The organism is Microbacterium aurugineum, from assembly GCF_023101205.1.
GTDB classification, from domain to species: Bacteria; Actinomycetota; Actinomycetes; order Actinomycetales; family Microbacteriaceae; genus Microbacterium; species Microbacterium aurugineum.
In genome coordinates, this window is the sequence record NZ_CP078078.1 from 505,672 (window position 1) to 524,336 (window position 18,665).

Here is an 18,665-nt window from a genome sequence, read left to right on the forward strand (position 1 = left end):
ATCCACGGACGCGCCCTTCCACGCGTCAGCGAGTTCGGGTGAGCAGACCTGAGAGGAGCAGCTGTACCGGAGTGGCCGCATCGTAGTCGGTGTCGCTCGCGGCACCGATGCAGAGGTTCCCGATGCCCTTGAGCACGCTGTAGGCGTCGATCGGCGCATATGCATCGGCAGGCCGACGTGCTGTCTCGAGCATTGATGCGCACACGGGGACGAGCCGGCTGACGAAATAGGTGTGCAGAGCGTCGCCGGACCGGGCGCTGTCCCCTTGCAGTACGTCGGCGAGTCCGTGCTTCGTGGTGAGAAAGTCGACGAACATGGCAACCCAGGCCCGAAGAGCTGCCTCTGGCGTCTCGCTTTCTGCGAGCAGTCGGGGGCCGGCGTCGGCGCAGGCCTCGACCTGATGTCGGTACACCGCGACGACGAGATCGGCGCGGGACGGAAAGTGTCGGTAGATCGTTCCTACGCCGACGCCGGCCTTCGCGGCGATCTCCCGCACCGGCGCGTCGACCCCGGACACCATGAACACCGCTGCCGCCGCGTCGAGGAGCGCTTGCTGGTCTCGGCGCGGACGGCCCACTGAGGGGGCGCCCGCATCGCTCGATCGGTCGCTCGGCATGTCGGACATGTCTCTCCCCACGAGTGCGATCTATAGACGGTTGCATTTCGGATCAGCGTTCCGTATTGTTGCGGAACAATGCTCCGATAATCAGTATCGCAGAGCGCAGCCCAGGAAGGTCGATTACATGGCTTCAGCATTCGTTCACGCGGCGGACGACATCATCGGCGCCGGAGTCCCGGTCGTCTCCGTCGCTCCCATCCCTTTGCTCGCTCCGGATCGACCGGTCCCGCTGGAGGTGCGGGTGTCTGCCCCTGCCGTCGGGGCTGATCTGCCCGTTGTCGTGTTCTCGCACGGCAATGGGTGGAACCTCGACGGGTACGCGCCGCTTACCGCGTTCTGGGCATCGCGCGGGTTCGTCGTGATCCAGCCCACTCATCTGGACTCCCGTCGGAACGGTTTCGGGTTCGACCACCCCGTGTTCCCGACGATCTGGACCGAGCGGATCTCGGATCTCACCCGCATCCTCGACCAGCTCGACGCTATCGAGCGCGCCGTGCCGGGTCTTGAGGGTCGCGTGGACCGGAGCCGCGTCGCCGCCACCGGTCACTCCTGGGGCGGACAGACCGCGCAGTCGCTCCTCGGGGCACGGATCGTCGACGAGGCGGGCCAAGTGGGGGAGGACGTTTCCGACAGTCGTGTCACTGCGGGCATCCTCTTCGCCGCTACCGGCATCGGCGGCGACGACCTGCACCCGTTCGCGCAGGCGAACTTCCCCTTCATGCGACCGTCCTTCCGGGAGCTGACGGTGCCGACGCTCGTCGTGGCCGGGGACCGCGACCAGTCCAGGATGTCCAGCCGTGGACCGGACTGGTTCACTGATGCGTACACCCACAGCCCCGGCGCCACCGACCTCCTCACGCTCTTCGGCGCCGAGCATTCCCTCGGCGGGATCGTCGGATACGAAGTCGCCGAGACTACCGACGAGAACCCGGAGCGGGTCGCGGTCGCCCAGCGGATGAGTACCGCGTACCTCCGCAGCGCCCTACGCGTCTCCGAGAGCGATTGGGGCGCTGTCCGCGCCGCATTCGCCGACAGCGTCGAATCGATCGGTCGCGTCGACAGCAGATGACCGGCGGGCTGCTGCAGGGGGGTTCGTGGGTTCGCATGCAGGTCTTGCACTTGAGCCGTTGTGACGGGAGGACCGAAGGCGACGCCCGCAGATCAGTGTCTCGTGCGGAGAAATGACTCTCGCTTCATGTCGATTGACTGTGCGAACCCGACTGCAGGCGGTCGTACAGACTCTGCGCCGACACGAAGGACGGGCTCTCACGGAGTGCCGCGAGGACGGCGTCACGCTGCACCGTCCGTCGCGCGGCGGCGGGCTCGTGTTCGCCGGAGACGCCCTTGATGTCGGCGGACGGTGCGCGGTCAGTCATCGGAGTGCACGTGTGTCGTCCACTGTGGGAAGGGGTCTGCGAAGCGCATCCAGGTACGCACGTCGGTCAGGAGTTCCTCGTCGTCGAGCAACGCGGCGTCGAGCGCGCGTGAGAGGGCGACGGCATCCATGTCGATGCCGATGAACGCCAGATCCTGCCCGAGAGCGAGGGGAGGCGTGGGGGAGTCGTCGTCACGCGCGAGCGGCTCGAGCGAGATCATCTGGCCGACCTGATCCCAGCGGCCGACCAGGCCGGGTCGCGTGGCGAGTCGACAGAATCCTGCCGAGCGGATGATCGCTCCGTGTCGACCGCTGCCGAACTCGTCGTTGAGAAGGCGGTGCAGTCGGCCGGGGTGGAAGGGGTGCAGCCTCTCGTAGCGGAACGCGGTCACGCGGGCGTCTCGCATGTGCGGGTCATGCTCCTCGTTGAGCACGTGGACCCAGCCTGGTTGGTGGACCTGCTCGGAGTGCGGTGCGGGTGTGGCCGTCGCAGCGGACCGCTCCAGGCTGATCCGCGCGGCGGGAGCCAGATGGCTCAGTGTCGTCAGAAGGATGGACAGGTCCCGCGTCTCGACCGAACCCCAGCCGGTCACCATGACGGTGCTCGCGTGCTCGACATGCTGCACGAGCCGCAGGGCGCGCGCGACGTAGAGAGTGCCGTCCGCATACGACGCCGCGACGTAGTCCTCCGCCATGAGGTCTTCGAAGAACGTGCCGGCGTCCACGACGCAGACGAGCTCGGCAAGTCGTACGCACTCGTCGTCCGTGAACGCGCCGATGGCCGCTTCGACGGCGGCATCGGCGGGGATCTCGACCACGAGACGACCCGTCGCGGGGATGTCGCGAACGAAAGCGGCGGCGTCGTTGACCGACGCGCGACGGAGCGCGGACGCGGTCACGTGCGCGCATCGCTGAGCACGCGCGTGGCGTCTCGCGACGGCGGTCCGGGCGCGTTCGCGGTGACCGGTGATGAGGGTGACTTCGGTGAACGACAAGGGGGCTCATTTCCATCGGGGGCGCTCGATCGTCTATGTTGAACATGATAACCGTTATCAATAGGGAGGTGACAATGAAGGTTCGCGCATCGATCAAGTCGCTCAAGAACCAGCCCGGCGCCCAGGTGGTGCGTCGTCGGGGCCGTGTGTATGTGATCAACAAACTCAACCCCCGCTTCAAGGGCCGACAGGGCTGAATCTCCCTCGACGGGCTGATCCGCCCCGCTTGCACTCAAGCACCACAGAGCCGCCCGGGCAGCGTTGCCACGGGCGGCTCATCTCGACGCGGTCTAGTCGGTGACCAGTTCCCAGCTAGAGGTTCTCACTTCTCATGGTCCTGTTCCTGCGCTGGACGAACTTGGCTCCCAAACCTGCACCGAGGACGACGATCGGAGTGCCGATGAGGAAGATGATCGATGATGCCGACGGAAATCCAGTCGCAAGCAGCGCGAGGACTACCAGGGTCGCGATGACGACTCCTGTGAAGATCAGCCAAGAACGCATGGATCCCGATGACCGTGCAGGCAGCCCGGCCAACGGCCGGGATCAGACACAGAGCCGCGGCGACCGCAGCTCCACGCTTCTTCGAGTTCTGAGTCGCCCGCCCGCGAGTCGCCCATCGCGGATGCCGGCTTCACCATGGAGTGGTCGTCGTGGAGCTCGTGGCCGAGCGTCCTTCAGGGCGTGGCGTCGTCCGTTGCCACGCCCACCCTCAGGGTCATTGGGCGCGCGTTGCTGGGCGCCAACTCGCGGCTTGTCACGTTGGCCTGCCCCTGATGCCGCTGGACGGCGATCGCCGTCGCGAGGGCGATGAGAAAGCTGGTCATCGCCACGCCCCACGCGGCCGCGGCAAGCTGGACGGGGAGGAGCATCGATGCCAGCAAGAATGCGACCCCGATGAGCGGAAGGATGATCGTAAGACGCTGCGTGATGGTCCGAGTCATCATCGCCTCTCTTCTGGAACCGGAGATGTGGCCAAGCAGTCGCCGACGGCGATGACCGTCTACATCGTGGGTGCCTGTGCTGTGCCGGATCAAGGGATCTGGGTGTTTCGTAGCCCTAGGGCTACCGATCACTTCCGAGCCACGCAGGCGCAGGAAGGTCAGAGGGCGATGATCCCGAGTTCCGTCGCGCGGAGGACGATCTGCAGTCTGTTCTCGACATCCCACAGCTGATTGATGTGGCGGATGTCCGCCTTCACGGTGCTCTCGGCGTAGTGGAGTTCGTCGGCGATCTCGGCGTTGGAGCGACCCTTTGCGATCAAGCCGATGATCTGCCGCTCGCGGTCACTGAGCGCAGGCACGTCGGAGACGTGATCGTCGCCGGCTTCGCTAGCCGCGCGGACGAACCTCTCCTGCACCTCGGGGGAGACCACCCGGTCACCGGCGTGGGCGGCGACGATGGCGTCGATGATCTGCGCAGGGGTGGAGTTCTTGACGAGGTACCCGCATGCACCGGCGCGCAGGACCTCGAGCGCCTGCCACTCCGTGGTGAACGTCGTCAGGGCGAGGACGCGGCAGCGAGGGTTCCACTCGCGAATGCGGCGGGTCGCCTCGACGCCGCCGATCTCGGGCATCCTGATGTCCATCAAGACGACGTCGGGATCGGTGGCTCTCGCGGTGTCGACGACCTCGGATCCGTCGGTCGCTTCCCCGACCAGGATGACGCGATCGTCGTCAGAGAGGAATGCGCGCAGTGCGTGCCTGACCAGGGCTTCATCGTCGACGACGAGAACGCGTGCGGCTTCACTCACGTCTTCACGGTATCGCGGGCCTCGGGCTGCATCTCTAGCCCTGGGGTCATGATTTCTCGACCTGAAGAGCATCCCTCGTAGGGTGGACGGAGCTGCCGCAGCGCCTGTCGATGCCGATCTGAGGCTCGGCGAGGGCGGTCGGCCGTATGAAGGAGACCAGCGTGGGACTCATCAGCGGATATGTCGTGAACGTCCTCGGGCGGGTGCTCACGGAGCAGAACGCCGACCTCGGCGACTGGCAATGCAAGGTGATGGGCCGCTGTGCCTGACGACCTCGCACCGTCCGGTCGTCGCCGGGAACCGCTCCTCGCTGGGCGCGGATCGGTCGCGAGGATGCTGCGGTCGCCGAGGTTCTGGGAGCCTCGGACACTCCATCCTGTGGCGCGTCTACTTCTGATCGTCATCATCGGCGTCCTTCTGGCCGTCGCCATCGGGTTCGCCGTCGAGGGCGGTGAGTTCACCCGGTACGACCTTCTCGCCATCGTCTTCTACCTGGGGCTCGCGGCGTTCGCGTGGCATCCGATGACGGCGGCGTTCATCGTCATGCTGATCAGTAGCGTCGGCGTCGTCTTCACCGGGAGCGGCGGCGATCTCCTCGAGCTGGCGATCTCGCTCGGACTGGTCGCCGTGACATGCGCGCCGTGGGTGATCATCATCCACATCGTGGTGCTGGGAGCGCTGACCGCATATGTGGCGGTCGAAACGACGACGCTCGCAGCCGGCGGCGTTTACGGCATCGCCGGCATCGCGACGATCGCGTTCCTCGTCGGCGTCGCCTTCAGGCTCGTGACCGCGAGAGAAACGATCCTTGTCGCTGAGCGTGCTCGTGTCGAGCGAGACCTGGAAGCCCTTGCCCGAGAAGACCAGGAACGCATCGCCGACCAGCTCCACGATGGAATCGCACACGATCTCACGCTCATCCTGTTCCATGCCCGCGCCCTGCCCCGCCAGCCCGACGATGCCGCACGACAGGTGTCACTCACCACGATCGAAGACTCCGCCGAGCAGGCCCTGCAGAGCATCCAGTCGTTGCTCTCGCTCATGCGCGACACGACCACAGAGGCTCCGCCACCACAAGAGACCCGGTACGAAGGAAACATCATCGTTGCGATCGCGGCTCTCAGCGAGCTTCTGCGTGATGCGGGGATCCCGGTCACGCTCGATGCGCCGAGCACAGCACTCGACGTGCCGCCGGTTGTGGAGCGTGTTCTGATCGAGATGGCGATCGAGGCCGTCATGAACATCATCAAGCACGCCCCGAAGTCGAGATCCGCGAGGATCCATATCGATCGTCAGCCCGACCAAGTCGAGTTGGTTGTCACGAACGTCGGCGCTCCGTCACACCGCTCGAATCTGCCGTCGGGTGGGCGCGGGTTGAGGCGCGCGCGTCAGCGCCTCAACCAGATTCACGGGCGCCTGCAGGCAGGGCCGACCGACGGCGCATGGGAGCTGCGAGCGATCATCGCGACGGAATCCGACCTCAACGCCTGAGCCACGAGCGGCTTCGGCAGTGATGTGCGACGTGGGTGTGGGTTCATGGGTGCATCATCGCGATCGTGGTCTCCTCGGTGATCCTCACTCGGAGAGCGAACCGCGTCCAGGTGTCCCCTCGTGCGGCCAACCCGTGTACGCCTCGGCGAGGAACGTCTGCCCCGCCTCCGACTCGACGACCGATCGCAGCTCGCCGATCTGGCGCCGATGGTCGAAGTCGCTCGCATCGCGTGCGGTGTGCAGCATGCTCGTCATCCACCAGGAGAAGTGCTGCGCTTTCCAGATGCGCCGCAGTGCCGTCTCGGCGAAGGCGTCGATGAGGCGGGCGTCGTTCTCGAGAAGAAGCGCCTGCAGAGCGCGGTCGAGCAGCACGACGTCGGCGACCGCGAGGTTCATGCCCTTCGCCCCGGTCGGCGGCACCGTATGGGCCGCATCGCCGACGAGCACCGCGCGCCCGTGCCGAAGCTCGTGCGCCACGAAGCTGCGGAACCGGAGGACGTCGCGCTGGATGACGGGTCCGGCCGCGAGGGCGGTGCCCGGCACCCGCGCCTGCAAGGTCTCCCAGATCTCCTCGTCCGACAGGGCGTCCGGGGCAGCGTCCGGATCGCATTGGAAGTACATGCGCTGCACGGTCGTGCTGCGCTGACTGATGAGTGCGAAACCCTCGGCGGAGTTGCTGTAGATCAGTTCGTCTGCGCTCGGCGGCGCCTCGCACAGGATGCCGAACCACGCGAACGGGTACTCCCGGAAATAGCCGCCGGTCGACGAACCGGTGACCGCGGGGCGGACGACGCTGCGCGAGCCGTCGGCACCGACCACGAAGTCGGCGTCGATCCGCACCGCGTCGCCGTCCGCAGTGGTCGCCGTCACCCACGGCCGATCGGTCTCGACGTCGCCGACACCGGTGACCTCGGTCTCGAATCGGAGGTCCTGACCAGCCGCGAGCCGCGCGGCGATCAGGTCCTTGAGCACCTCGTGCTGCGGGTACAACCAGACGCTCCGCCCCGTCAGCGACGGGAAGTCGATGCGGTGTCCCTCGCCCTCGAAGCGCAGTTCGATACCGTCGTGGCGGGTGCCGACCGCGAGCACCCGCTCGCTCGCGCCGGACTCACTCAGCACCCGGACGGTCTCCTGTTCGAGGATGCCGGCGCGGATGGTCGACTCGATCTCCGCACGGCTCCGGCGGTCGAGCACGATCGATTCGATTCCGGCCTCGGCGAGGAGGTGTGCCAGCAGAAGACCTGCGGGCCCTGCGCCGACGATCGCGACACGGGTGCGGACGGTGGTGGTCATGGCGTCTCCTTCGACGGATGTTCGCCAGTCAGTGTGGGCGACTCCGTGGAGCCGGACTCAAGCTCTACCGTTGAATGGGATTCTGCGTCATCGGCGTCCGCCGAGTGCGCGCTCGATCTCCCGTGCGGCGGCGAAGAGCTCCCGGAGCGCGGGTTCGGTCGGTGCATCCCTTCGGAGCACGACCGAGAGCGCGGCCGCCACATCGCCGGTCTCGTCGTGGACAGGCACGGCCACGCCCGTGGATACCGCCTCGATGTAGCCGGGGGCGACGGCATGTCCGATCGTGCGCACCTCGGCGAGCTTGCGGCGGAGGAGCGACGGCTCCGTGATGGTCTCGCTCGTCACCGACATCAGCGGACCCGAGAGCACCCGCTCCTGCAGCGCGCGATCCGCGTAGGCGAGCAGCACGAGGCCGGAGGACGACGCGTGCAGCGGAAGGCGCCCGGCGATGCGTGTCACGTTCGATCCGGACTCGGGACTGCTCAACCGCTCGAGGAACAGCGCCTCGTCCTGTTCGAGGATCGCGAGCTGTGTGTGCTCGCGCACCCGCGACTGCACACGCTCCATCGACGGCATCGCGGCCTGTCGCAGCCGCAAGGCGTGCGACGACCGGGTGGCGAGCTCCCACAGCCGCATGCCGATGCGGATGCGCCGGTCATCATCGCGTTCCAGCATCCCCGCGTCCACCAGCTCGCCGACGATGCGATGCGCGCTGGAGGCGGGGAGGCCGGCGCGCCTGCCGATATCGGCTGCGGTCTGCACCGTGCGCGCCGGGGTGAAGGTCTCGAGGACGCGGATCAGACGCTCCGTCACGGAATCGCCGGAGGGGGAGTTGGCCATGCCGAGATCATGCCACACCCGAGAGTGTCGACTCCCATTCAGTGGGAATGCGTCACCGGCGCTGAGCGGGAGGCGTCAGGATGCTGTCATTGTCACCGCCGTGTCGAAGGAGACGCCATGACCTCTGCAGCCGGAACCGCCGTCGCGGCCCCCGAGACGCTGCTGGCCTCACCGGACCAGGTGACGCAGGCCAGCATCACACAGGAGATCGCCGACGTGCACGCCTCGCTCGCCGACCGCGCGGCGACGGGGGAGCGGCTTCCCGCCACGATCCGTGATTTCCGTCCGTACCGGTCGAGCATCCTGAGGCATCCGACCAAGAACCCCCAGCTCGTCGACCCGGAGACCATCGAGCTGCTCTCGCCCGCGTTCGGACAGCGCGATGTCGCGGCGATCGAATCGGACCTCACGATCCAGCACTCCGGCGAGCCCCTCGGCGAACGGATGACGGTGCGCGGGCGATTGCTCGACTCGTGGGGGCGCCCGATCGCGAACCAGCTCATCGAGATCTGGCAGGCGAACTCGGCCGGTCGATACATCCACCAGCGCGATCAGCACCCTGCTCCGCTCGATCCGAACTTCACGGGCGCGGGAAGAGCGGTGACGAACGACCACGGCGAATACCTCTTCACCACCATCAAGCCGGGCCCGTACCCGTGGAAGAACCACGTGAACGCCTGGCGCCCCGCGCACATCCACTTCTCTGTGTTCGGCTCTTCTTTCACCCAGCGCCTCGTGACGCAGATGTACTTCCCCGGCGACCCGCTCTTCGCGCTCGATCCGATCTACAACACCATCTGGCGGCAGAAGGACCGCGACGCCCTCGTCGGGGTGTACGACCACGACCTGACATCGCCGGAGTGGTCGACGGGCTACCGCTTCGACATCGTCGTCGACGGTCCCGATGCGACCTGGTTCGAACAGGAGGACGACGCATGACCGTGCCCGCGAGGACCCACCGGCCCACACCGGGCCAGACCGTCGGCCCGTTCTTCGCCTACGGCGTCGAGTATCCGAAGATGCACGAGGTCGCGTTCCCGCACGCGCCGGGAAGCATCCTGCTCGGCGGCACCGTGCGTGACGGAGCGGGGAACCCGATCCCCGATGCCTTCATCGAGATCTTCGGAGCGGACGCCGACGGCGCAGTGCCCCGTGTACGCGGAGCCTTCCGCCGCGACGACCACTCCTTCACCGGCTTCGGCCGGGCCTTCGCGAACGACGATGGTCACTACGAGTTCTGGACGAGGAACCCGGGTGCCTCCCCTGGGCGTGCCCCGTTCTTCGCCGCGATCATCTATGCGCGCGGTCTGCCCGACAAGCTGCACACCCGTATCTACCTGCCGGACGACGTCGCCGCGCTCGCCGCCGATCCGCTGCTCTCATCGCTGGCCCCCGAAGAGCGGAACACCCTGGTCGCGATCCGCACCGACGAGGGAGGGTTGCAGCACGACATCCGCCTGCAGGGCGAGGGGGAGACGGTGTTCCTTGTCTATTGAACGCATGAGCCGCGCCGTGCGGGAGAGGGGACACGGATGACTTCCTTCGACCTCGGACTGCTCTCCCCGCTCACGGTCGGGCATGATCGCCTCGTCGGCGACAGGGCGGTGCTCGATGCGCTCCTCGCCGCCGAGCGGGCGCTGGTCGCGGCATACGCGGACATCGGGATGCTGGCGTCCGACGAGCACCCGATCATCGACGCGGTGTTCGACCACATGATCGACGCGGACGCGCTCGCGGCGGATGCCGTCGCGGGCGGCAACCCGGTGATCCCCCTGGTCGGTCAGCTCAGGGCCCTCGTCGCCGCCGATCAGCGGGTGTGGGTGCACCGCGGCGCCACCAGCCAGGACATCATCGACACCGCACTCATGATCGCCGCCCGCGCCGCCGTCGACCGGCTGCGGGAGTCGCTGAGCAGAGTCACGGCGAACCTGGACGACGTCGTCACGCGACACGGCGACACCGTGGTGGCGGCACGGACGCTCACGCAGCACGCCGTGCCGATGACCCTCGGCGCCCGCATCGCCACCTGGCGGCGCGGCATCGATCGCGCCCTCGTGCGCCTGGACGCGCTCACCCTCCCCGCCCAACTCGCCGGTGCCGCGGGGACCCGCGCCTCGTTCCTCGAGATCACGGGATCCGCGGTCGACGCCCGGGCTCTCGTCACCGCGTTCGCCGCGCGGGTCGGCCTCGACGACGCCCCGGAATCCTGGCAGGTCACCCGGTGGCCCGTCACCGAACTCGGCGATGCGCTCGTGCAGGCACTCGATGCGCTCGGCAAGATCGCCGGCGACGTCGCGACCCTCAGTCGCACCGAGATCGGAGAGCTCAGGGAAGGCACGCGTGGCGGATCGTCGGCCATGCCGCAGAAGCAGAATCCGGTCGCATCGACCCTCATCCGCTCGGCAGCGCTTCGTGCCCCGCAGCTCGGTGCCACGCTTCACCTCGCGGCCGCGCTCGCCGCGGACGAGCGCCCGGCCGGTTCCTGGCATGCGGAATGGCCGACCCTGCGCGAACTCCTGCGCCTGGCGCTCGGCGCTTCGGCCCATGCCGTCTCACTGTCCGAGAACCTCCGGGTGGACGCCGGCGCCGCGGCGCACAACCTCGCGCTCACCGGTGGCCTGCTGGTCAGCGAACGTCTGGCGCTCGTGCTCGTTCCGCTGATCGGGCGGGACCGCTTCGACGCGCTCATCCGAGAGGCGGACGCGGGGGCGGACCTCGGTTCGCTGCTGCGCGCGCTCCCCGAGGCCGCCGACCTCGACATCGCCGACCTGATCGACCCCGCTGCCTACACCGGCGAGCACGGAGACCGCTCATGACCACGATCGCCGTCACCGACCCGGTCGGCCCCGCCGATGCCCCGCTCCTCGTGCTCGGCCCCTCGCTCGGCACGTCGGCGATCCTCTGGGAGGGCGTCGTCCCCGCACTGGCACGGACTCACCGCGTGGTCCTCTGGGATCTGCCGGGGCACGGTGCGGCGCCCCCGGCGGATGCGCCGTTCTCCGTCGCGGATCTCGCCGATGCCGTCGCCGATGCCGTCGCCGATGTCGGGGCGGATCTCGGGGCTGACCGCATCCGCTACGCCGGGGTGTCCCTCGGCGGCGCTGTCGGTCTGGAGATCATGCTCCGGCATCCTGAACTCGTCGAGAGTGCCGCGATCCTCTGCTCCGGCGCCGCGATCGGAACGCCGGAGGGCTGGCATGACCGGGCGGCCCAGGTGCGCGCGCAGTCGACGTCGTCGCTGATCATCGGGTCCGCGCAGCGCTGGTTCGCGCCCGGCTCGGTCGCCGCGCACCCCGACGTGACCGGACGGCTGCTGCACGTGCTGCAGGACACCGACGACGAGAGCTATGCCCTGTGCTGTGAGGCGCTCGCCGAATTCGACGTCCGGGACCGCCTCGGCGAGATCCGGACGCCGGTGCTCGCGGTCTGGGGCGCAAATGACGCGGTGACGCCGGAGACCTCAGCCCGCGAGATCGCCGACGGCGTGCGCCACGGCCGGGCTCGCGGCATCCCGGAGGCTTCGCACCTCGCGCCGGTCGACGATCCCGTCGCGGTCGAGCAGCTGTTGACCGAGTTCTTCACGAAGGAAGGCCGATCATGACCGGACTCACCGATGACGAGCGCCGAGCGCAGGGGATGGCGGTGCGCCGCGAAGTGCTCTCCGATGCGCACGTCGACCGAGCGATCGCCGCGACCACGGACCTCACCGCGGACTTCCAGGACTTCATCACCCGGGTCGCCTGGGGAGATGTCTGGTCTCGTCCCGGACTCGACCGCCGGTCGCGATCGATCGCCGTGCTCTCCTCGCTCATCGCGCACGGGCACCACGAAGAGCTCGCGATGCATCTGCGCGCCGCACGGCGCAACGGTCTCACCATCGAGGAGATCCGCGAGGTGATCCTGCAGTCGGCCGTCTACTCCGGTGTCCCCGCCGCGAACACCGCGTTCCGGATCGCCGGCGAGGTCTTCTCGACACAGCCCGGTGACCACGACGGCGAGGGCCGCTCGTGATCGACAAGACGGTTCCGGATGCCGCGACGGCAGTGGCAGGGATCGCCGACGGCGCGACCGTGATGATCGGCGGTTTCGGCCGGGCAGGACAGCCCGTCGAGCTCATCGACGCGCTCATCGCCCAGGGAGCGCGGGACCTCACGATCGTCGCGAACAACGCGGGGAACGGGGACATCGGTCTGGCGGCTCTGCTCGCGGAACGCCGGGTGCGACGGATCGTCTGCTCCTTCCCGCGTCAGCACGACTCCTGGGTGTTCGACGGTCTGTACCGGGCGGGGGAGATCGAGCTCGAGATCGTCGCGCAGGGCAACCTGGCCGAGCGCATCCGCGCTGCGGGCGCGGGTATCGGGGCGTTCTTCTCTCCCACGGGCGTGGGCACGCAGCTCGCGGAGGGCAAGGAGGAGCGCACGATCGACGGCCGTCGCTTCGTGCTGGAGTACCCGATCTCCGCGGATGTCGCCCTCGTCAGCGCACGGGCCGCCGACCGCTGGGGCAACCTGGTCTATCGGGAGACCGCCCGCAACTTCGGACCCGTCATGGCCACCGCTGCGACCACGACGATCGTGCAGGTCGACGAGATCGTGCCCCTCGGGTCCCTCGACCCTGAAACCGTCGTGACGCCGGGGCTGTTCGTGGATCGGGTCGTCGCGGTCGGACGACGCGCCTGGCTCGATGGCGACGGCTTCACCGGAGGCGTCGACATCGAAGGGCGCCCGCTGGCCACCGGAGCGGAGAGTGGACGATGAGTACCCGGATCACCCGCGACGAGCTGGCGGCGCGCATCGCTGCCGACATCCCCGAGGGTGCGATCGTCAACCTCGGTATCGGCGCCCCCACGCTGGTCGCGAACTTCCTGCCGGACGACCTCGAGATCGTCCTGCACACCGAGAACGGGCTGCTCGGGATGGGACCGGCGCCGGCATCCGATCGCATCGATCCCGACCTCATCAACGCAGGGAAGCAACCGGTCACGGCCCTCGCCGGAGCCTCGTACTTCCACCACGCCGACTCCTTCGCGATGATGCGCGGCGGGCACCTCGACATCTGCGTGCTCGGAGCGTTCCAGGTGGCGCAGAACGGCGACCTGGCCAACTGGTCGACGGGGGCACCCGGAGCCATCCCGGCGGTCGGTGGAGCGATGGATCTGGCGATCGGTGCGAAGCAGGTGTTCGTGATGACCGATCTGCTCGCCAAGGACGGCTCATCCAAGCTCGTGGACGACTGCACGTACCCGCTCACGGGCGTGGGGTGCGTCACACGCGTCTACACCGATCACGCGATCTTCGACGTCACGCCGGCAGGGTTCTCGGTGCGAGAGACGTTCGGCGAGAACACCCTCGAGACGCTCCGCGCTCTGACCGGATTGGAACTCTCATGACCGCCTCCTTCGTCTACGACGCCGTCCGCACCCCGTTCGGGCGCGCGGGCGGGGCGCTCGCCGGGATCCGCCCCGACGACCTCGCCGCCGTGACGCTCCGCGCCGTCGTCGAGCGGACGGGCATCGACCCCGCACGCATCGACGACGTGCTCCTGGGCGATGCGAACCAGGCCGGCGAGGACAACCGCGACGTCGCCCGGTTCGCCGCGCTCCTCGCAGGCTTCCCGACGACGGTGCCGGGCGCGACGGTGAACCGGCTCTGCGGGTCGAGCCTCGAGGCGGTGATCCAGGGGTCGCGGGCGATCGAGTCGGGCGATGCCGAGATCGTGCTCGCCGGGGGCGTCGAGTCGATGAGTCGCGCGCCGTTCGTCGTCGAGAAGTCGGCGAAGCCGTGGCCGGCGGTCGGCAACCAGCAGATGTGGAACACGGCGATCGGCTGGCGGATGACGAACCCCGCTCTGCCGAAGGAGTGGACGATCTCCAACGGGGAGTCCGCCGAGAAGCTCGCGACGATGTTCGGGATCTCGAGGGACGAGCAGGATGCCTTCGCGTTGCGCAGCCACCAGCGTGCAGCGCAGGCCTGGAACCGCGGTGTCTTCGCGGACGAGATCGTCGAGGTGCCCGGCGCTGCGCTCACCCGCGACGAGGGCATCCGCGAGGACTCGACCCTCGAGAAGCTCGGCGGGCTGCGTGCGCTGTTCGCGACCGAGGGCACGGTCACCGCCGGCAACTCGTCACCCATCAGCGACGGTGCCTCCGCCGTGCTGCTCGGGAGCGAAGGGGCCGTCGGCCCCGAGCCGCTCGCGCGCATCGCGGGTCGCGGCGTGTTCGGCAACGACCCCGACGTGTTCGGCATCGCACCGGTCGAGGCCGCGAACTGTGCGCTCACCCGTGCGGGGCGCACCTGGTCCGAGGTTGACCTGGTCGAGCTGAATGAGGCGTTCGCGTCTCAGTCGCTGGCGTGCCTCGCGGGATGGCCGGACGTCGATCCCGAGATCGTGAACGTGCACGGCGGTGCGATCGCGATCGGGCATCCGTTGGGTGCGTCTGGGGGGCGTGTCCTCGCGCGTGCCGCCCACGAACTCCGCCGACGGGGGAGCGGCGTGGCCGTCGTGGCGTTGTGCATCGGCGTCGGTCAGGGCATCGCGCTGGTGCTCGAACGCTGATCGCGCGCTCTTCGATTCTGCTGCGGTTTCGTCGTCGGGAGTCGACTCAGCCCGAGCGGGGGCCGGCACCACGGTCGGTCGTCGTGCGGATCGTCTGGAAGGCGGCCATGGCCGTGTCGAGGTAGTCACCGAACGGAGCGCTCCGGTCCGAGGCGAACCAGGCACTGCGTGCGGCCTGCATGCAGGCGAAGGCGGCACCCACGAGTGCGGCGGCGGTGGGGTCTGCGGGGTCCGGATCCTGGCCGGTGAGCCTGGTGGCGACGCGCCCGATGAGGAGCTGCTGCACGCGCTGCATCCGCTCGAGGTATCGAGCGTTCAGCTGCGGAGAGCTGCGCACGATCTCGTCCATCGCGTCGTTGCGTGCACGCTGCCGGTCGTCCTGGACGTAGTCGAGCGTGATGTCGAAGACGCGACGCAGCGACACCCAGACCGGCTCCTCGGCGGGGCGATCGTCCAGCGCTTCCGCCATGCGATCGGCGAACAGGTCGTACTTGCCGATCACCAGGTCGTCCTTGGAAGGGAAGTAGCGGAAGAACGTGCGCTTGGACATCCCCGCCGCTGCGGCGATCTGATCGACGGTGGTCGCGTCGTACCCCTGGGCGACGAACAGATCCTGCGCCACCGACGTCAGCTCGGTCTGCACGAGCCTCCGTGTGCGAGCGCGCATCGGCAGGGGTATGTCCTCGCTCATGTCTCCATACTAGCACCGAGAGCGTACTTGACACTCGGTGTCAAAACAGGCATATAGTTGCACCATGGCGTCACGAGACGTCGAAGAGCATCGAGGAGCATCATGAGCAAGGTCTGGTTCGTCACCGGTTCGTCGAAGGGCTTCGGCCGCGAGTTCGTCGTCGCAGCGCTGCAGAGAGGGGACAAGGTGGCTGCGACGGCGCGCAACACGGACACACTGCAGGACCTCGTCGACGAGTACGGCGATGCCGTCCTTCCGCTTCAGCTGGATGTCACCGATCGGGACCAGGTCTTCGCCGCAGTCCGGGCCGCTCAGGAATCGTTCGGTCGGCTCGACGTCGTGATCAACAATGCAGGGTACGGGCTCTTCGGCACGGTCGAGGAGATCACCGCGCAGCAGCTGCGCGACCAGCTGGAGACGAACCTCTTCGGCGTCTTCCATGTCACGCAGGCCGTTCTCCCGCTTCTCCGCGAGCAGGGATCGGGACACATCATCCAGATCTCCACGATCGGCGGCGTCGCCGCGTTCCCGTCTCTCGGCGGCTACCACGCATCGAAATGGGCGCTCGAAGGTCTCACGGAGTCCCTCGCCCAAGAGGTCGCCGGCTTCGGAATCAAGGTCACCCTCGTCGAGCCTGGTGGGTTCGCCACGGATTGGGCAGGATCCTCCGCTGTGTCTGCCGAGGCGCTTCCTGCGTACGCACCGCTCCACGAGGCGATGGCGGCGCGGATGGCTGGCACCGTGAGCCCCGAGCCCGTCGGATTCGGATCGGCGATCCTCAAGGTGGTCGATGCCGAGAAGGCGCCGCTGCGTGTGTTCTTCGGTGAACAGCCCACCCAGATCGCCCCGCACATCTATCAGCAGCGCCTCGACGAGTGGGCCGAGTGGGCCCCGGTCTCGCGCGAGGCCGAAGGCAAATAGCGGTCGGTCGCGCGCGCCCTACCGGTCGAACCGGGCGCCGGCGGGGCGCGCGCTCAACACGGTGAAGACGAACAACACGATGGCGCCGATGATCGGGACGAAGACGATGAAGAACCACGCACCGCTGCGATCCGTGTCGTGAAGTCGTCGCCAGGTGAGCGCGAGAGCGGGAATGAGGATCGCCGTCGCATAGATGAGGAACGCCACGCCGACGGGGCTCGCCAACGGGAAGGAACCTCCCGCTGCGAACGGTGACAGCAGGTTGACGGGTCGAGAGTCCCACTGCGGGTCGGCCACGGGTCCGAGGGCATTGAACGCCACGGCGACAAGCGTGTTCGCCAGCACCCACCACCAATACTCGCTTCGGCTGGCCCTCCCGCTGAACGTTGCGTACTTGCGAAAGAAGCGCGAGACCGCCTGCGGGAACGAGGCGCCGTAGAGGGGCGCGCTGAGGGCGGTCTGCGTCGTCACACCGAGAACCTTATCGAACGGCGTCCGGGTGAACTCTGCGACGACCGGACCGCTTTTGACGCATGCGCTTCTCGGGGTCGGGTGCGAAGCGCAGCGTGGCGAGATCACCTTCGGGCCAGCGCTTTTTCACAGAAAGCAGTACCAGGGTGATGATGAGGACGCGGGCGAGCATGCCCGGAATACCCGCCTCCGGACCGTAGTCGCCACCGCTGAGAAGCGGGTTCCCCGAGGGGGACGTGGTGAACCATCCGGCGACGAGCGTCTCGCCGCTGATGGGGAGCCCCCAGAGGCCCTGGGAGAGGTTCCAACTCACGTGCAGGGCGAATGGCAGCCAGACGCTGCGGGTGGCGAGGAACGCGACCGCGTAGATGACGCCGCCCAGTCCCGTGCCGAATGCCGTGATCGCGGACGCCCCGGGGTTGCTGAGATGGATGGCGCCGAAGAGGATCGCGGTTGCGGCCACGGCGATCCAGCGACCGTACCGCAGTCGCGAGAGGAGGATGGCCACTCCGCTGAGAAGCATGACGCGGAAGAGGAATTCCTCGAGCGCGGCACCGAAGAGCAACAGGCCGAGCCCGTTCATGAACTCCGTCAGCGTCAGCGTTGCGGGAGTCACGGTGATGGCGCCGAGAAGGAGTTCTGCGACGAACGCGAGGCTGATCGCCACGAACGGGATGACGAGACCGATCCCGAGGTCGACGGGGAGCCATCGGTTGAGTGTGATCCCCATGCTGCGCATGACGGGCTTGCGTTTCACCGCGAACCAGATGATCGCGAAGATCCCCAGCGCCAGGGCCAGGGCATAGGTCGAGTAGTTGAGGAGAGTGGCGGTGCTCATCAGCTCAGACGGTTGCGTCTGCGTCAGCGGTGCGGGTGCTGCGGAACGTGAACCAGACGACGGCGATGGCGAGGATTCCGATCGTCATCTGCAGCACGCCGAGCGCATTCGCCAGAGGTCCGGGGTTGCCGTGGCCCACGGCGAAGACGGAGAAGTCCCACACGGCGTGCAGCACCATCGCCCAGATGAGGGTCCCGGTCGTGCGACGCAGGATGTAGAACACGGTCCCGATGGCGAAGGCGCTGCCGACCTGGATGAGGGTGGGGACCAGATCCTGACCGAGGAAGAAGTTCATGAAGTGCATCAGGCCGAAGGCCGCGGAGCTGAGGAACCACACCCATACCTCGGAGAGGCGGCTCCGCAGAGCGACGATCATGAGACCGCGGGAGGTCATCTCCTCGGTGAAGCCGACGAGCAGCAGCACGAGTGACGCCGCGAAGAATGCGCCGTCGTAGGACGCCCAGTCGGTGACGGCGAGGGTGAGGATCGCGGTGAGCGCGAGGAGGATGGGCACGAAGACGGGCCACCGGTGATGGCTCCGGGTATCCTCGAACAGCGCCGGTCGCCACCATCCGAGCACCGATGTCGTGATGGCGAGGAGGATGGTGGCGACGATCAGAGAGAGACCGCCTCCGAGGAACAGATTGCTCCCGCTGTCACCCCACTCGTCATAAGGGATCCCGCTCGCGACCTGCACGCCGAAGACGACGAGGACGTAGGCGATCCAGATCGCGAAACCGATCCAGACGCGGGGACGGACGCGAAGCACGGGGGAGCTCATGTGGTGATTATGGCAGACGCGATATTTCGGAATTGCGTCGTG

23 protein-coding genes are annotated in these 18,665 nt (G+C 67.8%); 12 read left to right on the forward strand and 11 right to left on the reverse strand.

Translation table 11 applies throughout. The features are described from left to right. Nucleotides 1-25 precede the first annotated feature (25 nt). Entirely contained in the window at nucleotides 26-625 is a 600-nt protein-coding gene (locus KV397_RS02410) for a TetR/AcrR family transcriptional regulator (RefSeq protein ID WP_248570289.1), read from the reverse strand. A gap of 118 nt (nucleotides 626-743) precedes the next feature. Between KV397_RS02410 and KV397_RS02415 the strand changes: the two genes are divergently transcribed. Next, nucleotides 744-1,688 (forward strand): alpha/beta hydrolase family protein, encoded by a 945-nt coding sequence (locus tag KV397_RS02415; RefSeq protein WP_261812082.1) that lies wholly within the window; start codon nucleotides 744-746, stop codon nucleotides 1,686-1,688. A gap of 124 nt (nucleotides 1,689-1,812) precedes the next feature. Here the strand turns inward: KV397_RS02415 and KV397_RS02420 are convergent, their stop codons facing one another. After that, a complete protein-coding gene (locus tag KV397_RS02420; protein WP_248570287.1) occupies nucleotides 1,813-1,995 on the reverse strand; it encodes a hypothetical protein in 183 nt (60 codons plus the stop codon). After that, the gene (locus KV397_RS02425; protein WP_261812083.1) at nucleotides 1,988-2,989 is read right to left on the reverse strand and encodes a GTP-binding protein; all 1,002 of its coding nucleotides are present in this window, start codon (nucleotides 2,987-2,989) and stop codon (nucleotides 1,988-1,990) included. Before KV397_RS02425 ends, KV397_RS02420 begins: the two co-directional genes overlap by 8 nt. Before the next feature lie 74 nt (nucleotides 2,990-3,063). Here KV397_RS02425 and ykgO point away from each other — a divergent pair, with 74 nt between their 5' ends. After that, nucleotides 3,064-3,186, forward strand: coding sequence for a type B 50S ribosomal protein L36 (ykgO, locus tag KV397_RS02430; RefSeq protein WP_023951906.1), 123 nt, complete (start codon nucleotides 3,064-3,066; stop codon nucleotides 3,184-3,186). 480 nt (nucleotides 3,187-3,666) lie between these two features. On the opposite strand, the gene KV397_RS02435 is transcribed toward ykgO, so the two are convergent. Beyond that, nucleotides 3,667-3,936: a hypothetical protein gene (locus tag KV397_RS02435; protein ID WP_248570285.1), complete on the reverse strand. Its 270-nt coding sequence runs from the start codon at nucleotides 3,934-3,936 to the stop codon at nucleotides 3,667-3,669. A gap of 155 nt (nucleotides 3,937-4,091) precedes the next feature. Next, complete coding sequence (locus KV397_RS02440) at nucleotides 4,092-4,742, reverse strand: response regulator transcription factor (RefSeq protein WP_261812084.1); 651 nt, start codon at nucleotides 4,740-4,742, stop codon at nucleotides 4,092-4,094. 378 nt (nucleotides 4,743-5,120) lie between these two features. Here KV397_RS02440 and KV397_RS02445 point away from each other — a divergent pair, with 378 nt between their 5' ends. Beyond that, nucleotides 5,121-6,233, forward strand: coding sequence for a sensor histidine kinase (locus tag KV397_RS02445; protein ID WP_261812085.1), 1,113 nt, complete (start codon nucleotides 5,121-5,123; stop codon nucleotides 6,231-6,233). A gap of 84 nt (nucleotides 6,234-6,317) precedes the next feature. On the opposite strand, the gene KV397_RS02450 is transcribed toward KV397_RS02445, so the two are convergent. Next, complete coding sequence (locus tag KV397_RS02450) at nucleotides 6,318-7,526, reverse strand: 4-hydroxybenzoate 3-monooxygenase (protein ID WP_261812086.1); 1,209 nt, start codon at nucleotides 7,524-7,526, stop codon at nucleotides 6,318-6,320. Between the two features lie 87 nt (nucleotides 7,527-7,613). Continuing rightward, on the reverse strand, nucleotides 7,614-8,366 hold the full coding sequence (locus tag KV397_RS02455; RefSeq protein WP_047520228.1) for an IclR family transcriptional regulator: 753 nt from the start codon (nucleotides 8,364-8,366) through the stop codon (nucleotides 7,614-7,616). A 117-nt stretch (nucleotides 8,367-8,483) separates the two neighbouring features. On the opposite strand from KV397_RS02455, the gene pcaH reads away from it, so the two are divergent. The 8 genes from pcaH to KV397_RS02495 are packed head-to-tail and all read left to right on the forward strand — an operon-like array spanning nucleotide 8,484 to nucleotide 14,921. Beyond that, on the forward strand, nucleotides 8,484-9,305 hold the full coding sequence (pcaH, locus tag KV397_RS02460; RefSeq protein ID WP_194239289.1) for a protocatechuate 3,4-dioxygenase subunit beta: 822 nt from the start codon (nucleotides 8,484-8,486) through the stop codon (nucleotides 9,303-9,305). Then, the gene (pcaG, locus tag KV397_RS02465; protein ID WP_261812087.1) at nucleotides 9,302-9,862 is read left to right on the forward strand and encodes a protocatechuate 3,4-dioxygenase subunit alpha; all 561 of its coding nucleotides are present in this window, start codon (nucleotides 9,302-9,304) and stop codon (nucleotides 9,860-9,862) included. Before pcaH ends, pcaG begins: the two co-directional genes overlap by 4 nt. A gap of 36 nt (nucleotides 9,863-9,898) precedes the next feature. Then, a complete protein-coding gene (locus KV397_RS02470; protein ID WP_248570279.1) occupies nucleotides 9,899-11,182 on the forward strand; it encodes a lyase family protein in 1,284 nt (427 codons plus the stop codon). Beyond that, a complete protein-coding gene (locus KV397_RS02475) occupies nucleotides 11,179-11,967 on the forward strand; it encodes an alpha/beta fold hydrolase (protein WP_153242913.1) in 789 nt (262 codons plus the stop codon). The genes KV397_RS02470 and KV397_RS02475 overlap by 4 nt, the downstream gene beginning before the upstream one ends. Beyond that, nucleotides 11,964-12,377 carry a 4-carboxymuconolactone decarboxylase gene (pcaC, locus tag KV397_RS02480; RefSeq protein WP_153242912.1) on the forward strand — a complete coding sequence of 138 codons (414 nt, stop codon included), beginning with the start codon at nucleotides 11,964-11,966 and terminating at the stop codon, nucleotides 12,375-12,377. Before KV397_RS02475 ends, pcaC begins: the two co-directional genes overlap by 4 nt. Beyond that, complete coding sequence (locus KV397_RS02485) at nucleotides 12,374-13,123, forward strand: 3-oxoacid CoA-transferase subunit A (RefSeq protein WP_153242911.1); 750 nt, start codon at nucleotides 12,374-12,376, stop codon at nucleotides 13,121-13,123. The genes pcaC and KV397_RS02485 overlap by 4 nt, the downstream gene beginning before the upstream one ends. Next, nucleotides 13,120-13,755, forward strand: a complete 636-nt coding sequence (locus tag KV397_RS02490; protein ID WP_047520218.1) for a 3-oxoacid CoA-transferase subunit B — start codon at nucleotides 13,120-13,122, stop codon at nucleotides 13,753-13,755. The genes KV397_RS02485 and KV397_RS02490 overlap by 4 nt, the downstream gene beginning before the upstream one ends. Then, a complete protein-coding gene (locus KV397_RS02495; RefSeq protein WP_261812088.1) occupies nucleotides 13,752-14,921 on the forward strand; it encodes a thiolase family protein in 1,170 nt (389 codons plus the stop codon). The genes KV397_RS02490 and KV397_RS02495 overlap by 4 nt, the downstream gene beginning before the upstream one ends. 46 nt (nucleotides 14,922-14,967) lie before the next feature. Here the strand turns inward: KV397_RS02495 and KV397_RS02500 are convergent, their stop codons facing one another. Then, a complete protein-coding gene (locus tag KV397_RS02500) occupies nucleotides 14,968-15,612 on the reverse strand; it encodes a TetR family transcriptional regulator (RefSeq protein WP_261812089.1) in 645 nt (214 codons plus the stop codon). A 102-nt stretch (nucleotides 15,613-15,714) separates the two neighbouring features. Between KV397_RS02500 and KV397_RS02505 the strand changes: the two genes are divergently transcribed. Continuing rightward, nucleotides 15,715-16,533, forward strand: a complete 819-nt coding sequence (locus tag KV397_RS02505) for an SDR family oxidoreductase (RefSeq protein WP_248570273.1) — start codon at nucleotides 15,715-15,717, stop codon at nucleotides 16,531-16,533. Between the two features lie 18 nt (nucleotides 16,534-16,551). On the opposite strand, the gene KV397_RS02510 is transcribed toward KV397_RS02505, so the two are convergent. The 3 genes from KV397_RS02510 to KV397_RS02520 are packed head-to-tail and all read right to left on the reverse strand — an operon-like array spanning nucleotide 16,552 to nucleotide 18,623. Then, nucleotides 16,552-17,004, reverse strand: a complete 453-nt coding sequence (locus KV397_RS02510) for a DUF805 domain-containing protein (protein ID WP_248570272.1) — start codon at nucleotides 17,002-17,004, stop codon at nucleotides 16,552-16,554. A 10-nt stretch (nucleotides 17,005-17,014) separates the two neighbouring features. Beyond that, a complete protein-coding gene (locus KV397_RS02515; protein ID WP_261812090.1) occupies nucleotides 17,015-17,842 on the reverse strand; it encodes a CPBP family intramembrane glutamic endopeptidase in 828 nt (275 codons plus the stop codon). Nucleotides 17,843-17,846: 4 nt separating this feature from the next. Continuing rightward, complete coding sequence (locus KV397_RS02520) at nucleotides 17,847-18,623, reverse strand: CPBP family intramembrane glutamic endopeptidase (protein ID WP_248570270.1); 777 nt, start codon at nucleotides 18,621-18,623, stop codon at nucleotides 17,847-17,849. Between the last annotated feature and the right edge of the window lie 42 nt (nucleotides 18,624-18,665).

Excerpts from the sequence above, each read along its gene's own strand:
- KV397_RS02410 (WP_248570289.1), bottom strand. The coding sequence starts at position 625 with ATGTCCGACATGCCGAGCGACCGATCGAGCGATGCGGGCGCCCCCTCA.
- KV397_RS02505 (WP_248570273.1), top strand. The coding sequence starts at position 15,715 with ATGAGCAAGGTCTGGTTCGTCACCGGTTCGTCGAAGGGCTTCGGCCGC.
- KV397_RS02450 (WP_261812086.1), bottom strand. The coding sequence starts at position 7,526 with ATGACCACCACCGTCCGCACCCGTGTCGCGATCGTCGGCGCAGGGCCC.
- KV397_RS02515 (WP_261812090.1), bottom strand. The coding sequence starts at position 17,842 with ATGAGCACCGCCACTCTCCTCAACTACTCGACCTATGCCCTGGCCCTG.
- KV397_RS02415 (WP_261812082.1), top strand. The coding sequence starts at position 744 with ATGGCTTCAGCATTCGTTCACGCGGCGGACGACATCATCGGCGCCGGA.
- KV397_RS02500 (WP_261812089.1), bottom strand. The coding sequence starts at position 15,612 with ATGAGCGAGGACATACCCCTGCCGATGCGCGCTCGCACACGGAGGCTC.
- KV397_RS02470 (WP_248570279.1), top strand. The coding sequence starts at position 9,899 with ATGACTTCCTTCGACCTCGGACTGCTCTCCCCGCTCACGGTCGGGCAT.
- KV397_RS02495 (WP_261812088.1), top strand. The coding sequence starts at position 13,752 with ATGACCGCCTCCTTCGTCTACGACGCCGTCCGCACCCCGTTCGGGCGC.
- KV397_RS02475 (WP_153242913.1), top strand. The coding sequence starts at position 11,179 with ATGACCACGATCGCCGTCACCGACCCGGTCGGCCCCGCCGATGCCCCG.
- pcaH (WP_194239289.1), top strand. The coding sequence starts at position 8,484 with ATGACCTCTGCAGCCGGAACCGCCGTCGCGGCCCCCGAGACGCTGCTG.
- KV397_RS02420 (WP_248570287.1), bottom strand. The coding sequence starts at position 1,995 with ATGACTGACCGCGCACCGTCCGCCGACATCAAGGGCGTCTCCGGCGAA.
- KV397_RS02490 (WP_047520218.1), top strand. The coding sequence starts at position 13,120 with ATGAGTACCCGGATCACCCGCGACGAGCTGGCGGCGCGCATCGCTGCC.
- KV397_RS02520 (WP_248570270.1), bottom strand. The coding sequence starts at position 18,623 with ATGAGCTCCCCCGTGCTTCGCGTCCGTCCCCGCGTCTGGATCGGTTTC.
- pcaG (WP_261812087.1), top strand. The coding sequence starts at position 9,302 with ATGACCGTGCCCGCGAGGACCCACCGGCCCACACCGGGCCAGACCGTC.
- ykgO (WP_023951906.1), top strand. The coding sequence starts at position 3,064 with ATGAAGGTTCGCGCATCGATCAAGTCGCTCAAGAACCAGCCCGGCGCC.
- KV397_RS02435 (WP_248570285.1), bottom strand. The coding sequence starts at position 3,936 with ATGATGACTCGGACCATCACGCAGCGTCTTACGATCATCCTTCCGCTC.
- KV397_RS02455 (WP_047520228.1), bottom strand. The coding sequence starts at position 8,366 with ATGGCCAACTCCCCCTCCGGCGATTCCGTGACGGAGCGTCTGATCCGC.
- pcaC (WP_153242912.1), top strand. The coding sequence starts at position 11,964 with ATGACCGGACTCACCGATGACGAGCGCCGAGCGCAGGGGATGGCGGTG.